The organism is Citrobacter sp. Cpo065 (assembly GCF_030332805.1).
Classification (GTDB): Bacteria; Pseudomonadota; Gammaproteobacteria; order Enterobacterales; family Enterobacteriaceae; genus Citrobacter; species Citrobacter portucalensis.
This window is the reverse complement of record NZ_JAOWHC010000029.1, coordinates 221378-237370: the sequence shown is the minus strand read 5'-3', so window position 1 is coordinate 237370 and position 15993 is coordinate 221378. Positions and strand designations below refer to the sequence as shown.

At 50.2% G+C, this 15993-nt stretch carries 14 protein-coding genes and 1 tRNA gene; 6 read left to right on the top strand and 9 right to left on the bottom strand.

Features of this window, described 5'->3' with window-relative positions; translation table 11 throughout:
* Positions 1-11 precede the first annotated feature (11 nt).
* Entirely contained in the window at positions 12-1106 is a 1095-nt protein-coding gene (locus OGY68_RS07155; RefSeq protein WP_057068626.1) for a NapC/NirT family cytochrome c, read from the bottom strand.
* A 530-nt stretch (positions 1107-1636) separates the two neighbouring features.
* Between OGY68_RS07155 and uspF the strand changes: the two genes are divergently transcribed.
* Positions 1637-2065, top strand: a complete 429-nt coding sequence (uspF, locus tag OGY68_RS07150; RefSeq protein ID WP_003831130.1) for a universal stress protein UspF — start codon at positions 1637-1639, stop codon at positions 2063-2065.
* 55 nt (positions 2066-2120) lie between these two features.
* Here uspF and torD read toward each other — a convergent pair whose 3' ends face one another.
* From torD to torC, 3 genes are read right to left on the bottom strand one after another with little or no spacing between them, the layout of a single operon-like run.
* Positions 2121-2735, bottom strand: coding sequence for a molecular chaperone TorD (gene torD, locus OGY68_RS07145; RefSeq protein ID WP_032942598.1), 615 nt, complete (start codon positions 2733-2735; stop codon positions 2121-2123).
* A complete protein-coding gene (gene torA / locus OGY68_RS07140) occupies positions 2732-5272 on the bottom strand; it encodes a trimethylamine-N-oxide reductase TorA (protein WP_057068624.1) in 2541 nt (846 codons plus the stop codon). The genes torD and torA overlap by 4 nt, the downstream gene beginning before the upstream one ends.
* Positions 5262-6440, bottom strand: coding sequence for a pentaheme c-type cytochrome TorC (gene torC, locus OGY68_RS07135; RefSeq protein WP_003831126.1), 1179 nt, complete (start codon positions 6438-6440; stop codon positions 5262-5264). Before torC ends, torA begins: the two co-directional genes overlap by 11 nt.
* 131 nt (positions 6441-6571) lie before the next feature.
* On the opposite strand from torC, the gene torR reads away from it, so the two are divergent.
* A complete protein-coding gene (torR, locus tag OGY68_RS07130) occupies positions 6572-7264 on the top strand; it encodes a two-component system response regulator TorR (protein ID WP_020996565.1) in 693 nt (230 codons plus the stop codon).
* On the opposite strand, the gene torT is transcribed toward torR, so the two are convergent.
* Positions 7237-8268 carry a TMAO reductase system periplasmic protein TorT gene (torT, locus tag OGY68_RS07125; protein WP_057068622.1) on the bottom strand — a complete coding sequence of 344 codons (1032 nt, stop codon included), beginning with the start codon at positions 8266-8268 and terminating at the stop codon, positions 7237-7239. The genes torR and torT overlap by 28 nt on opposite strands.
* Before the next feature lie 82 nt (positions 8269-8350).
* On the opposite strand from torT, the gene torS reads away from it, so the two are divergent.
* Positions 8351-11116: a TMAO reductase system sensor histidine kinase/response regulator TorS gene (torS, locus tag OGY68_RS07120; protein WP_071941337.1), complete on the top strand. Its 2766-nt coding sequence runs from the start codon at positions 8351-8353 to the stop codon at positions 11114-11116.
* 37 nt (positions 11117-11153) lie between these two features.
* On the opposite strand, the gene OGY68_RS07115 is transcribed toward torS, so the two are convergent.
* A tRNA-Arg gene (locus OGY68_RS07115) sits at positions 11154-11230 on the bottom strand.
* A 39-nt stretch (positions 11231-11269) separates the two neighbouring features.
* A complete protein-coding gene (locus OGY68_RS07110) occupies positions 11270-11449 on the bottom strand; it encodes a hypothetical protein (protein WP_003831122.1) in 180 nt (59 codons plus the stop codon).
* 34 nt (positions 11450-11483) lie between these two features.
* Between OGY68_RS07110 and fimW the strand changes: the two genes are divergently transcribed.
* The 3 genes from fimW (at position 11484) to fimZ (ending at position 14405) form a co-directional block, all read left to right on the top strand.
* Positions 11484-12077 carry a fimbria biosynthesis transcriptional regulator FimW gene (gene fimW / locus OGY68_RS07105; RefSeq protein ID WP_008784010.1) on the top strand — a complete coding sequence of 198 codons (594 nt, stop codon included), beginning with the start codon at positions 11484-11486 and terminating at the stop codon, positions 12075-12077.
* A 386-nt stretch (positions 12078-12463) separates the two neighbouring features.
* Complete coding sequence (fimY, locus tag OGY68_RS07100; RefSeq protein ID WP_032942589.1) at positions 12464-13186, top strand: fimbria biosynthesis regulator FimY; 723 nt, start codon at positions 12464-12466, stop codon at positions 13184-13186.
* A gap of 586 nt (positions 13187-13772) precedes the next feature.
* Complete coding sequence (fimZ, locus tag OGY68_RS07095) at positions 13773-14405, top strand: fimbria biosynthesis transcriptional regulator FimZ (protein ID WP_003831119.1); 633 nt, start codon at positions 13773-13775, stop codon at positions 14403-14405.
* A 49-nt stretch (positions 14406-14454) separates the two neighbouring features.
* Here the strand turns inward: fimZ and sfmF are convergent, their stop codons facing one another.
* Together sfmF and fimH are read right to left on the bottom strand one after the other, a co-directional pair.
* Positions 14455-14949, bottom strand: coding sequence for a fimbria assembly protein (gene sfmF / locus OGY68_RS07090; RefSeq protein ID WP_187392937.1), 495 nt, complete (start codon positions 14947-14949; stop codon positions 14455-14457).
* A 34-nt stretch (positions 14950-14983) separates the two neighbouring features.
* Entirely contained in the window at positions 14984-15991 is a 1008-nt protein-coding gene (fimH, locus tag OGY68_RS07085; protein ID WP_048214757.1) for a type 1 fimbria D-mannose specific adhesin FimH, read from the bottom strand.
* Positions 15992-15993 lie beyond the last annotated feature (2 nt).

Genomic DNA, 15993 nt, shown 5'->3' with positions numbered 1-15993 from the left:
TGATTGATCGCTTATTTATTCATGTCTTTAGCGTTGTACTGGAAGTAACGGCTCAGGATATCCAGTTCGGTTTCACTGATATTGGTGCGAGCGCCCATCCCTTTGGCTACTGAAGGCCAGGCGTTGAGCGTGAAGTGATTCGCCGGAATTGGCGCATGACAGCCCGCGCAGTAAACATTGTCGAGTTTGCGCGCGTAATCCCACATAGGTTCACGGCTGGCGAGTGCGGAACCGCTCCATTCGCCCTGCAGCACGACATCTCGCCACGCATTGCCGTAGTCATCTTTTTTCCAGTCGGAGAGGATCTTCAGCGACTGTTGACCTTTTTCACTCAGGCTGGCAAGAATCAAACGCTGCCCTGCTGCGTAGTAAATAACCTGTTCACTTCCTTGCATCTGGCTACCGCGAATCTCGACCAGTCGCGCATTGTCCGTTATTTTCAGGACCTGCATTTTGGTTGCCGGGTAAACAGTTCCCAGATCGCCCAACGCGGTGTTGCTTACAGCATAAAGTTCAGTTGCTGAAGCTGGGGTGGAGGCTGACTGCGCTTCAAGTCCTTTAAGCGCACTGTCATCCATTTTTATTTCAGGTGGGAAATGGGCGACGCCTTTATGGCAATCAATACAGGTTTGCTTTTCCGCGATGCCCATTTTGTGCATCTTCTGAGCATCCGCGCTTTGTGCGGCAAGATCCATGGCGTCCATACTGTGGCAGCTACGGCAGGTCGCAGAATCATTAGCCTTGAGCTGTGCCCAAACGGTTTGCGCCATCTCCAGACGGTGTTCTTCAAATTTTTCCGGGGTATCGATTTTTTTGGTTATGAACTGATGATAAACATCTTTTGAGGCCCGCAGCTTAGCCACCAGAAAATCCAGACCGCCCTCCGGGATATGACAGTCCGCGCACTCTGCGCGAATGCCTTTCTGATTCTGGAAGTGAACCGAGCCGGTATATTCTTCGTAGGACGCCTGCATCGTATGGCAAGACAAACAGAATTCTGTACTCGAGGTTTTATGTAATGTCCATTGCCCCGCCAAAACAATAACTGCGCCAAGAACAATGCACAGCAGCATCGTCCATAGGATAGTTTTATTTATTTTTCTCATCTTTTATTTCCATCAGACGAATACCCTTTTAGAGGTAGACAATAAATATCCTAAAGCAGCTATTTATTGATATTCATCAAGCAAAGAGAGAAATAAGAATCAGCCAATGGGTAAGTTTGAAGGGGCTCGCATAATTAGTGAGAATGAAATGTAAATATCAAATTTCGTTTAAAATTAGAGTTTTATTCTACTTGCAAGGTTTGATTATCCATTAACCACACAAACTTCAGAATAAAAATTCTATAAACAGTAAAAGTCGCTGAAGTTAATCCCGCGTTAACACTCGCTATATAATTAAATATACAATGAAAGCATATAAAAAAGAACCCTTTTCTATTTTGCGATTACACGTATTAATGAAGATACCTGTCTTACTATTTCGCTCACATATACATTACGGCCAGACATACGACACACACACATTTCATTGGCCCGCACTGATGCACACATCCTTGATCTGGTCACTTATTATACAGAAACAACTTTCGCTACACTCAGGGTAGAGGTAAAACAAACAGGAGGTAGTGAATATGTATCGCTCAATTCTGGTGCCCATTGATATCTCTGAAGCCGATCTCACTCGTCATGTTGTGCCGCAGGTCCAGGCGCATGCCAAAACCGCGAAGGTCCACTTTTTAGCAGTTATTCCTACCGTTCCGTTCTATGCCTCGCTGGGACTGGCCTACTCTACCGAATTTCCGGACAGAAGTGGTCTGCAGGCCAAGGCCAGCGAAAAACTCGAAGAGATTATTAAGCAGTTCAATATTCCTGCCGGCAGGACTCAGACCCACGTTGTTTACGGCCCGCCGAAGGATCAGATCCTCAAGCTGGCGGAGGCGGTTGACGCCGAGCTTATCGTCATCGCCTCACACAAGCCGGGGTTTAGCACTTATTTACTGGGTTCAACGGCGGCAGCCGTAGTCCGCCACGCGAAATGCCCGGTGCTGGTTGTGCGGTGATAAGGTTAAAACGGGAGCGAATGTGCTCCCGTTTTTCTATGGCTCAGGCCATCACTCAGTTCTGATGATCCAGCCTGACAAATGCCAGCAGTAGCTGGCTCAACACACCGTAGAAACCAAAGTCATCATATCGGCGGCATTTAGCGGTGAACTCCGGTAACCAGCGTAACAGCCCCTCCAGCGTTTCTCTGCGCAACGCATCAATACGCTGACGGCTACCCCCTGGCTCACCAAGAGAAAAATGCAGATGACTCAGCAATTCGATAAAAATCGCCAGATGATCGGCTGATTCGCTAAACGTATCGCTTACCTGCATGCCCGCATCAGATAACAGTTGTTTAATGACCCCGTAGTTTGGCCCTTCTTCAAGATGAGCCGACGCATAGGGTAACGCGGCGTGTTTATCCGACATCAGGAACAGGCTGCAAAAATCAGCCGCCAGTTCCAGGGTAGCGTCTTCACGTACCTTGAGCGCGGCAATTTTCGCTTCCAGCAAAAGAACATCCGCCTCAAGCGACGGTTCACCTTTGAGTACGGTGAACCACTCAGTCATTTCGCTGGACTGCAATTGCGCTAATCCCTCACCGTCACGCTCCCGGGAAAACATTTGCGCCAACCATGCATAAACACAGGCCATCTGTTCTGTCGTCAGGGAGGTGTGTTTCATCATGACGTCACCTTCTGTGCCGGGACATATTCACACTGCGCCACCATTTTTATCGGGCCGCTGAACGCCGTCACGTTATCCACCTTACCGGTATATTTCTCAATTTCCACCAGCGTAGTATGCGCACTGGTCGCCTGCGCCAGCTGAGACGTGCCGATATCTAGGGTTAACACGTTCGGATTGCCGTATTTACACAGCGCTCCGATTTCTCCGCCGTTATCAGGATCGTACCAGGCACCTTCATGGATGCGCGCCACGCCCGGCGAGTAGAGATCGGAGACAACCGCTCCGGCCAGCACTTGTCCACGCGCGTTAAATACACGAACTATATCGCCGTTGCGGATCCCCCTGGCGCTGGCATCCTGCGGGTTAATAAACACCGGTTCTTTGCCACCTACCGCGTAATGCTTACGCAGCGCTTCGGACTCGCAGAGCTGTGAATGCAGACGGAAATCCGGGTGGACGGATTGCAGATGCAGCGGCCAACGTTGCGATCCAGGCCCACCGTGTGAACGTTCGATTTTCTCAAACCACATCGGATGCCCCTGGCAATCGTCATACTGCATATCGGCAATAGTTTTCGAATAGATCTCGATCAAACCGCTCGGCGTCCCCAGCGGTTCAAGGTCGGGATCTTCGCGGAAGGCCTGATGACGGACAAACATCTGCGGATGTTCGAATTCAACGTACTCTTGCTGATTCCAGAAAACGTCGAAAGCCGGGAGATGGACGCCGCGCCCTTTCCCCTGCTGGCTACCTTCCTGCCAGATCCGTTTTAACCAACCCATCTCATCCAGCCCTTCGGTGAAGGCTTCTTCACGATTAAAGCGGCGGCAAAGATCGCGGAAAATATCGAAATCATTACGCGCTTCAAACTGCGGCTGCACCAGCTGCTTCATAGCGATAATGCCGCGGTTGGAGTGGTTGCCATATTGGTCGAGATCGTTACGTTCAAACTGGGTCGTCGCCGGCAATACGATATCAGCGAATCGACAGGTCGAGGTCCACTGATTGTCGATGGCGATAACGGTTTCCAGCTTCCGCCAGCCCTCAATAATACGGTTGATCTGCTGGTGACGATGGAACGGATTGGTCCCGGCAAAAACGCACATCTTCAACGGTGGCAGCTTGACGGTTTTACCGTTCCAGTTAATGCTCTTGCCCGGCTCCAGAATCGCATCGATAAAACGCGCGATTGGAATGGTACTGCTGTAGCCCTTATAATCGGTGCTGTCATGTACCGGTGGAACGGTGGTAGAACCAGAAAATCCGCTCAGGATAACGCCTTTACGACCTGGGGTGCCCGCGCCGTTGTAATGCCAGCCAAAGCCAAATCCCCCCCCGGGTAAGCCAATTTGCCCAAGCATTGAGGCCAGCACTACGATCATCCACGCCCACTGTTCCCCATGCTGCATACGCTGCACGCACCAGCCAGCAATAATTTGCGTTCTGCCCCCCGCCATCTGCCGAGCCAGTTCACGGATTGCCTCAGCATCAATCCCGCAGATTTTTTCCGCCCACTGAGCATCTTTAGGCTGTCCGTCACTTTCTCCCAGCAGATAAGGCAGAAATTGCTCAAACCCAACGCAGTAGTTCTCGAGGAAATGCTTATCGTAGAGCTTCTCGGTATACAGCGTGTGTGCCAGCGCCAGCTGTAGTGGCACATCAGCCTGCGGGTTTACGGCGATGTGCTTAACCTTGTCGCGGCCCAGGTAGTCATGAGTCGAGGTGACGACCGGGTCAACGCTGATGACCGAAATCTCGCCCCGCGCCACTTTATCCTTCAGTTGCTCGTAGTATTCGTAGACATCATGATCCGGGCACCACCAGTTCGCCTGCTGGTTTTTGATGAGGTCAGAACCCCACAGCACAATGGTTTTGCTGTTTTCGAGTACCAGTGGCCAGGAGGTCTGCTGTTCATATACCTCCATTGAACCCACCACGCGCGGCAGAATGACCTGAGCGGCACCGGTGGAATAGTCGCCCCCCGTACTCACGCTGTTGCCATGCAGCGCAATGGCACGCGCCAGCATCCCGGAAGCATTGTGGAACATCCCGGTCGATTGCCAGCCGCTGGCCGTTAGCAGCGCGCTCGGACCATAAGTCTTCTGAATGCGCTCCAGCTCCTGATAGAAGAAATCCAGCGCTTCATCCCACGAAACGCGCACAAAGCGGTTATCTCCACGTTGTGAGGTATCGCTCTGATGGCGTTTACGCAACCAGTCCACGCGGACCATCGGGTAGCGAATACGCGCTCCACCGTGTACGTGATCCGGGAGTCCGGCGATCATTTTTGACGGGTATTTATCGCGCTCGAACGGCCTGGCTTCAATGAAACGACCGTCAACCACGGTGGCACGAATCGCCCCCCAGTGAGAACCGGTCAGAATCCCCTCTTTGACGCCTGCCCCCTGCACCTCTGCGGCATTAGCGCTACGCGGCGTGAGCAGCGAAGGCCCTAACATACCAGCTACGGTCAAGCCGCCCAGTTGCAGCAAAAAACGTCGGCGCGATGCCTGAAAGAGATCGTTATTTTTCATTGCTTTCTCCCTTATCGCCATGCGGCTTATCCGTAGTGTCAGAGGCATTCATTTGCAGATATTTCAGCAAGGTACGTTCTTCACGTTTATCCAGACTGGTAAATCCAATCATGCCGTTCAACGTGCCAATCCAACCGTTAGCATCAAAGTGTTCTTTCTCTGGTGCACCGTGGCATTGGTTACAGGTTCCGTTATAGAGCGAGTCGGCATAAGCCCAGATAGGTTTGATATCGTTGACCATATCGCCCTTCTGCATCCAGGCAGTGGCCTGCAATTTACTCCATGGCGTATTCGTTTCCGCAACGGTGGTTTGCTCCAGCGTCTTCACGTGCTGCTGGATGTCGCCACGAATGGAAGCCACAAAAATGCGCTTGCCAGGCAGTTGCGCCAACACGCGCTGACGCCCATTACTCTCGGTCCAGCCCACAATTTCAATTTGCAGCCAGTCACCGTCACGCTTTAACACTTTCACTTCAGAAGCGGGCAGCAGTGAGCCTGCAGGTTCTTTATCACCTTTGGCGGCATAAATAGGTTTGATGTCCAGAGAGTAGAGCGTCTCGCCATCGTCGTTCGCCCTGGCGCGTAACTCATCAAACTGCTTGCGGAAACCGCTGCTCATATCGGGAAGCTGGTGCGCAATACCTTTATGGCAGTCGATACAGGATTGGTTGTCCTTGGCCGCAATCTTCATCTGGCGCGCAGCTTCAGGATGTTGTTTCGCGTGGTCCATCGCATCATAGTCATGACAAGAACGACAGGTCGCGGAGTTGTTTTCCTTCATTCGCGCCCATTCGCGCTCCGCCAGCTCAGCGCGTTTGGCTTCGAATTTCTCTGGAGTATCAATAGAGTGGGCAACAAAGGTTTGGTAAATATCGTTGCTGGCCTCCAGCTTACGTTTCACCATGCCTGGAATATCGGATGGAATGTGGCAGTCATGACATTCTGCGCGCACCCCGGAGGCATTCTGAAAATGCGCAGACTGTTTATATTCTTCGTAGACCGGCTGCATACTGTGGCAGCTCACGCAAAACTCGGTAGAACTCGTTAATTTAATACCAACGTGCGGCAAGACGATCAGCGCAATACCGACCACAATCCCGATAACGACCAGCGCCAACACTGACCAACGTGCGCTCGGTCTGAGCAGCGCCCTCCATAGTTTCCGCATAATAGCCCCTGTAATCTTATGGTTTAGTTACAGAGGATCTTATTTCTCAAATGTGAACAGCAACACTGGTCAGGATGAATGGCTTACGGCACAATGTGAACAGATATGAACAGAAAGAGAACGCCATCAAGATGCCGCATCACATTGTCATTGTTGAAGATGAACCCGTCACCCAGGCGAGGTTACAGGCATATTTTGAACAGGAAGGCTATCATGTCTCTGTCACCGCCAGCGGAGCTGGTCTGCGTGAAATCATGTCACAACATCCTGTCGATCTCATTCTGTTGGATATCAACCTCCCGGACGAAAATGGCTTAATGCTGACCCGCGCCCTGCGCGAACGCTCAACGGTGGGGATCATTCTGGTGACAGGTCGTAGCGATCAAATTGACCGGATCGTTGGCCTGGAAATGGGCGCTGATGATTATGTCACCAAGCCGCTGGAGCTACGTGAACTGGTGGTTCGGGTTAAAAATTTGCTCTGGCGTATCGATCTTGCCCGCCAGGCACAGCCGGAGACCAAAGATAACTGCTATCAGTTTGCCGGATACTGTCTGAATGTCTCCCGGCATACCCTGGAGCTGGGCGATGAGACGATCAAACTCACCCGCGCCGAGTATGAAATGCTCGTCGCCTTTGTCACCAATCCGGGGGAAATTCTCAGCCGCGAACGTTTACTGCGTATGCTTTCGGCACGACGGGTAGACAATCCAGACTTACGCACCGTAGATGTACTGATCCGCCGTTTGCGCCACAAGCTACGGGCTGATTTACTGGTGACACAGCACGGCGAAGGTTATTTTTTAGCGGCCGACGTGTACTGATACAGATAAACCGGACGGAACCCGCCAGGAGACAGCGAGCGTTGAACATGCTGGCTGTCGGCATTTTTAGGGGTGAGCACCAGGATCGGCGGACTGATATTTTCCGGTACCGGTTGCCCTTGTAGCACCCTGATCGCCTGTTGAATCGCCAGTTCACCTTGCCAGACCATCTGATCGCTGGCAGCCATAATGATTCTTTCGCGTTTAAGTCCGCGATACACCTGATGCGACAGGTAAAAAGAGACCACGGTTAGCGGCGTCCCCGGATTCCGCTTCTCTCCCATCGCCGCTTCCGCAGCAATTGCCGTACCGGCAACCACATCGACATCCGGGTGACGCTCAAGCATCTCCTGCAACAGGTTGCGCTGAACTTCAATATCATTATCCCCCAACGCCACATCCACGATGTTCACCTGACTACCGGCAATCGCCTGACGGAATCCTGCCACCATTTCGCGGCTGCCTCCGGCGTCATCAGGTCCTGGCAATAGCAGAACCTTTAACGGTTTTCCGCCGCTCCACTTGACCAGATAGCGGCCCGGCTGATACCCCATCTGGAACCACGGAACACCGACCCGTGCTTTCACCGTCGGATCGTCTATCGCATTCACTACCTCAATGACCGGCAACGCGCCTACCTGCGCGGAAAGATCCGGGAAAGTCGTCGTGCTGCTACCCAGCAATATGGCATCTGCTCCCCATTGCTGGCACTGGGCGATTTGTGTTTTTTGCGTGGAGAACTGACGATACCCTCCCGCCTCTAACACCTTCAGACTTACTCCGTATTTTCTCGCCGCCTCAAGCATGCCGTAATTCACGGAAAGCCAATAGGAGTCTTTCAGGCTGGGATACAGCGCGCAAAGTTTCCAGACTTTGTTTGCAGTAACGTCCGATTGCACCTCCGGGACTGCCTGCTGCGTATCCTGCCAGCGCAGCAATGCGGACCCGGCCGCATAACTCAAACCGGGAAAAAGCGTGATTAACAGGAAAACCAATACGCGCATGATAGCCTCAACATTGATAAGGCTTTATCCTAGTTGCTTTCCTCTTTTGGACTCAACCTTTTTAATCTGTGGCGACCAGACAGTGAATTTATCTCTGACCAAACGACTGTGGATAGGCTTTGCGCTGATGGCGGCACTGACTCTCATCAGTACGCTGACAGGCTGGTATAACCTGCGTTTTGTCAGCCAGGTTGAGCAGGCCAATACCCAGGCGCTAATTCCAACCATGGATATGGCACGCCAGCTCAGCGAAGCCAGCGCCTGGGAACTGTTTTCCGCACAAAATCTGACCACCGCAGACAATGAAAATATGTGGCTGGCTCAGGGGAGAATGCTAACCGCCCAGAGTCTGAAAATAACCACATTACTCAAAACCCTTCGTGAACAGGGCTTTGATACTTCTGCCATTGAACAGCAGGAGAAAGAAATCGCCCGGTCGTTAAGCCATCAGGGGGAGATGGTTGGCGAACGCCTGAAATTACGTGCTCAACAGCAACAACTCAGCCAGCAAATTATTGAGGCCACCGCTGACGTTGCCGAAATGGCACGCGGTCAGGCCAGTAATGCCGCCACGTCGGCGGGAGCGACACAGGCCAGCATTTATGATTTGATTGAGAGCCATCAGGGGCAGGCCGCTGAACACGCGCTGGACAGGCTCATCGATATCGATCTGGAATATTATAACCAGATGAATGAACTGCGCCTGAGTGCGCTACGCGTGCAGCAAATGGTGATGAATCTGGGGAATAACCAGGCGCAGAATAACCTGGCTGCGCTGGAAAACCAGTTGAATGCCGCCGTCAGAGTACTTCAGCGCCGACAAATACGTATTGAAGATCCCGTGGTGCGCACTCAGGTGGCCAACACCGTCAATACGATTAGCCGTTATGTTGAGCTGCTGTCCCTGTATCGCCAGGATAATGACATCACGACCCAATTGCAGATCTTATCGCAGAATAATATCGAGCAATTTACCCGTTTCAGTAGCGAAGTCAGCCAGTTGGTGGAAATCATCGGCCAGCGTAATCAAAGCGGACTGGCACATCTCAAACAGGCCAGCCAGCGCGGGCAACACTTGCTGCTGCTGTTAGGTGGCGTGTCATTATGTTTGCTGATTCTTATACTTTGGCGTGTGGTTTATCGCTCAGTCACTCGACCACTGGCACAGCAAACCCAGGCGTTACAGCGTCTGCTTGAGGGGGATATTGACTCCCCATTCCCGGAAACCGCAGGCGTTCGTGAACTGGATACCATCGGGCGGTTGATGGATGCCTTTCGCGGCAGTGTTCACGCCCTCAATAGCCATCGCGAACATCTGGCTGCACAGGTTAAAGCTCGCACCGCCGAGCTGCGTTCTATGGTATCTGAACACCGACAAGCCCGTGCAGAAGCTGAAAAAGCTAACCAGGCAAAATCGGCGTTTCTTGCCGCCATGAGCCATGAAATACGCACCCCGCTGTATGGTATCCTCGGCACTGCGCAGTTACTCTCAGACAATCCCTCCCTGGCACAGCATCGGGAAAATCTACGCGCAATCACCGACTCGGGCGAGTCTTTGCTGACCATCCTCAACGATATCCTGGACTATTCCGCCATCGAAGCCGGTGGAAAAAATGTGGCGATAGGCGATGAGCCTTTTGAACCCAAACCCTTGCTGGAAAGTACGCTTCAACTCATGAACAGCCGTGTTGCTGGTCGCCCTGTCGTGCTGGTTGCGGATTTTGCCGATGACGTTCCCGCTTCCCTGCGTGGTGATCCGCGCCGCATCCGGCAAATCATTACTAATTTATTAAACAACGCACTACGCTTTACCGATCGGGGACGCATCATCCTGCGTAGCCGATGTGAGGGCAAAAACTGGTACATCGAGGTTGAAGATACAGGATGTGGAATTGACCCTGCCCGCCAGCACGATATTTTTCAGCCGTTTGTTCAGGTAAGCAGTAAACGAGGTGGAACCGGACTCGGACTAACCATCAGCGCCAGTCTTGCCCAGGCAATGCAGGGAGAGCTGAGCGTCACCAGCACACCCGGCGTCGGGAGTTGTTTCCAGCTGCGTCTGCCATTGCGGGCAACCACGATGCCCATCATGAAACCCGCACAACGCTCCATATCTTTACAGGGCTTACGCTTATTGCTTATCGAGGATAATCCTCTTACACAACGTATCAGTACTGAAATGCTCATCCTCAATGGCGCACAGGTTACTGCTGCCAGCAGTGCCGCTGAGGCGCTAAAAATATTGCAGGAAGATACACGCTACGATGCAGCTCTGGTTGATTTCGATCTTCCTGATATCGACGGGATCACGCTGGCACAGCAGTTAGCCCACGACTATCCGGCACTTAGCTTGATCGGCTTTAGCGCGCACGTCATCGACGAAACGCTAAGCCAAAGAACCAGCACCCTGTTCCTTGGCATTATTCAAAAACCAGTCCCCCGGGATGAACTCAGTCGACTTATTACGCATTATCTGCACGGTAGTGCGACTCTCCCGCTTGCATCAGAAAATGACAACAAACGGTTAGATTTTCAGCAATTGGCTGGAGATATCCAGGTTATGGGGTGGCAAAAGGTGCACGAATGGTTAGCGCTCTTTAAGCAACACACTCTTCCTGTATTAGATGAGATTGACGCTGCCCGCGCAGCACATGACGACGAGCGGATAAAACGTCTGACGCATCAGCTAAAAAGCAGCTGCGCCAGCATGGGAATGCGCTCAGCCAGCACGATGTGTGCAGCACTTGAACAGCAGCCGTTGGGTGATTTTTCACTCAGAGAGGAGATCCAACAAAGTCTTTATGAGGTAGAACGTTGGCTGGAAAAAGAAAAACCGTCCCGCGCGTAACGGTACGTTGAAGCTGAGCATAGGGACTAACTTTAAATGGTACGCCCTGTAGGATTCGAACCTACGACCTACGGCTTAGAAGGCCGTTGCTCTATCCAACTGAGCTAAGGGCGCATTGCGAAGTGATTACTTCATGCAGATGAAACGCGTGAATTATACGGTCAGCGCCTGCTGAGTCAATGCCTTTTGTTTCAGTTGCTGGCGAAGTGAACGAATGTTGATTTTTTCTGCTTGTTCAAGGGTATCCAGGAAATCGCCTGGTAACAACTCAGCCCACGAAACGCCAGATTTAGGGATACATGTATTTAGAATATTTATGATTTTGCTTAACATTCCCTTACCCCTCCAGCGGTTCAGGAACTCTTTAATGTTAAGTATCGCCATCAAGGAAGAAAACAGTCACTTCGAACATGGACTAAAAATTATCATCTCCCATTTGGCAAATCAGTGGCATCAGGAGATTTGCTTTTTGCCTGTCGAGGATATTGATCGCGCTGACATCGCGTTTATTTCCCTGGATGAAGATTGGCTCAGCGCCGATTGCTATCAGATTCCGGTCCATACCCGCCGCCAACACCGGGTTGTCATCTGCAACAGAAACGATAAAGATAAGCTGATGTTCCGGCCCTGCCTGTACATGTTGCCACTGATCTATCGGGAAGATGACGTTGAGGAAATGACTAAAAAATTAGTCCTCATCCTGCAAAAACGTGCGCTGCGCAACAACGTGCCCGCAACTATCTGCCATTACTGCACCACTCGCAACTTTTCTATCGAAGAACGTCAGTTCTTAATGTTTCTCGCCAGCGGCTATACCTTAGCCGAAACGGCTCACTTGCTCTCGGTAAGCGAAATTCAGGCTAAAGCCACCCGTCGCAGCATTATGAAAAAGCTGCATGTGAAAAACGATCAGCAATTCTTAAGATACATCCGGGCGCATCTGAACTTTCTACAAAATTAGGTGGCATCTCTCTGCCTGATTTTTTATTGAGAAAAATCTCATCACCAATTAAGTATCGGCACCTACTGTACCTATCTCCATGCTGCCAGAATAATCCTGGCTTACTATTTCCGGGGTAACAGAAAGACACACCCGGTAATATTTTATCTAATCCCATAGAGAGGTTGAACTGGATAAAACGACTTTTTGGGAATTGAGTAAGACATCAGAAAACTTCCGGCAGATTATTCTGATGGGATACGCAATTGCCAGTCTGATGATTGCTGAAGCATTGAAACCCAACAGCACAAGGAAGCTCGCCTTTACGCTGGAGAAAATTTGGGTCAGGGATGTTTATAGCCAGCAATTTATCCAGACCTGCCGCAACAGAAATGGAATGGAAAAGGATGCACAGCGCAAAACGCCGGGATCGACATCGCCGTATACGAAACACTAACTGTACCTGGCAATATCCTCACTACACATCACAGGTATTTGACCAACTTGAGTATCTGACGCAAAAACTCGAATACACATTACCGAGTGACACTATATCTCAGGCGATTATTACGACAGATTACTATCTGGCCTATGCGCTGGGTCGACATTTATTTTCAGGAGCACGTACCGCGATCTTCCAGACCATTGAATCGGCCAAAATCAGCCTGCGAGAGTCGGTAATTAGTCAGTTAGTGGTTGATATGGAAGGTTTAACAATCTCTTATTTTGATGTTCTGGAGTATCTGCGCCAGCTAATTAAACCGCGGAATAACATCCAAATCTTCATATTACTTTCCCGCCACGATGAAGACCTAATCCCTTTTATTTCTCTGTCCGGTCCATTTTATATCTTGTCACGTAGCCTGCGCCTCCCGGAGATGCGCCGCGCTTTATTGTCGCCAGTCCTTAACTATATTCACTCCAGGCACATAAACCAGCTCGATTGGGAGATGGTGGAATTACTCTTACAAGGTAACTCCTTAAAAGAGATTGCTTTGTTACAAGCTCGCCCCTACCACCGTATCATCTATCGCCTGAACCAGCTGATTGCGCGTCTGGGCTTAGCAAACCGGCAGCGTTTTTTGCACCTGATACATCGCCTCAGCGTTACCTCTGCTCATTTAATTTAACACCCTAACCCTATGTGCCATAAGATTTTTTAGGAAATTACTTATTTTTATATGAGATAAAAGATCTAAATTTCACAACTATTTAATATTTACAACTATTCCTGGTATTATGCTAACTTCCACCACCCCAGTAAACCATACTGATTCTGTGCATATCAGCACAAATAGCGTCATTCCCACCTTAACAAATCCTAAACAATTAGTTTATTGTATTGTTTTTACCATTTAAAAATTTTTTTCAGTCTGCCATAATTCAAACAGCAGTAAAATAATGCCAATAGTCATTAACACATCTGGATCTTTTAGAACATCCTAACTGACATTAACAACCTGAATGTTGTAAGCCTTTTCCGAAAGAACAGAGCAGGTATAATCCCCATAGTTTTCTGATTAATTGTTAGTTTTCCCAGTGTGAAATGGATTTTCCACAAATTCATTGTTCTGTAGAAGAGCAACCGAATAAACAAGGATGAAATAATATTTATTCGACTCTCCCTCAGAACAACCCTTGGCTATTTGACAATATTATAACGCCTGATGTTTTATAAAATTATCAAGATACGCATACAGTTTGAGGCATACAACAATGAAACCAGCATCCGTTATCATTATGGACGAACACCCTATTGTCAGAATGTCGATAGAAGTACTACTTGAAAAAAACAGTAATATCCAGGTTGTGTTGAAGACCGATGACAGCCGTACGGCAATAGAGCACCTGCGCACTTACCCTGTCGATCTTGTCATTCTGGATATTGAACTACCTGGTTCAGATGGATTTACATTACTCAAGAGAATAAAGTCTCTGCAGGAGAATACTCGGGTGCTGTTTCTCTCCTCCAAATCGGAGTCTTTTTATGCCGGGCGTGCTATCCGGGCCGGTGCAAATGGTTTTGTCAGTAAACGAAAGGATTTGAATGATATCTACAATGCGGTAAAAATGATTTTATCGGGATATTCTTTTTTCCCTTCAGACACCCTTAACTTCATTAACAATATAAATATGAAAAAAGGTGTATTGAATGACATGCCGCTCTCTAATCGCGAAGTTACGGTTTTGCGTTATCTGGCAAATGGCCTTTCTAATAAGGAAATTGCTGAGCAGCTGTTACTCAGCAATAAAACGATTAGTGCTCACAAAGCTAACATCTACGCCAAACTCGGCTTACATACTATCGTTGAGCTGATCGATTACGCAAAAATGCATGAATTAATGTAATAGCACTCCCGGCGAGACTTCGTTCGGGAGCGTTTTATCCGCGCATTGATTAGTTATAGTTAATCATAAATGTGGCATCGGCCCTGGCGAGGCCTGGCTGAACCCCGTCTGCTAACGCGATATAGTTGGCGAAAAAGGTCAGCGTGGCATTGCCGTTCTCATCAATCCCTACGGTTTGGCTGGCCTGCTCGAGCGGTAATCGCGTACGGTCACTGTCATGCAGTTCGATCGCCACCTTTTGCGCCATCACCGCGTCATCAAGCGCCAGCAACGTCGTACCGGGGGCCGGAGTACCAGAAAACGTTATTGACGCGGATCCCGGTGGGCAGCCTTCCAGCTTCAGCGTAAACGCGACTGGTTGGGTAGTATCCCCGCTGGTCTGTAACTGCTTTGTTGGCCAGGTGCCCAATTCAACCGACTTATTGCTGTCGCTGGCAATCACCGCACAGGTAAAGTCCACCACGTTTCCGCGCAGTTCAATATTGATTTCGCCCAGCGATGAGGCCGCATGGCACAACGAGCTGAATGTCAGTATGGGCAGCATCACCAGAAGCGCCCATGAAGTTGGCGTTTGCTTGTTAGTCATAATCTACTCGCAGATAGCCACGGGCAGTAAAAGGCCCTTCAGTAGGTTTATTCCCCGTCACGCTGACCGGCCATGTCCGAATACTCACGTTTGCCGCGGCGTTATCATCCAGTTGAAATGGGATCGTGCTGGACAGATTATTGGGCGTCAGCGGTCTACCGGTTTTGTCGGCGACAATGAACCCTAAGTCAGGATTGTCCGATACCATCATTTGCCCGGAGGCTTTCTCGGCCTCTACCCGCATGGTTAAGTAGGCCTGTGCGGCGACGTTGGTGCATTTTATCGCCACCGTTTTGGTCTGCGGATTAATGCCTTCGGGACGGTTTCCTGCCCCCGCCTTGCTGAACAACGATGCGCCAATATCGCCAAAATCAAACTCGACAATCTGCCCTGCGTTCACCTCACAGTTTTGTGGAACCTCCACCTTACCGCTGTAGCTGATGGTATAAACCGGCGTGCTTAGCGCATCTCCGGTACTGGTCGTGACATAGACTCTGAACATGGTCTGGCGCGGGATCGGCACCATGTTAATAAACGAGCGGATCACTTTGAGTTTAAACACCAGGTTTGAATCCTGTACGCCAAAAGGCTTCTGCTTCGAAACGTTCGAGTCAACGCCCATACGGATATAATTTCGCGGAGGATAAAACAACCCGGCATAGCTGTCGGTGATGCTCATGGCCCCCAGCAGGTAGTCATTGAGCTTCAGATACTGAAAACCACCCTCGGTACTTTGAACCGGAAGTTCAGTGACATAGCTTCGATAGGTGTAATTCACCGTTGTCCCAGCCGGACAGGTGGCATTAACGCCAACCCAGCCCGATTTTTCCGGTAACGTCACCACCTGCCCCGGCTGATTATTGCTGCTGTTAAAGACGTTCGACAGATCGTAAAAAACATCCGTTGGTGTGCCATTCGAGTTTTGGCAGACCGTCGCCCAGGACGAATGAGCCATCAGCAGTAAAGCGCTTCCCAGTAACAAACCTGTTTGTCGTTTCATCG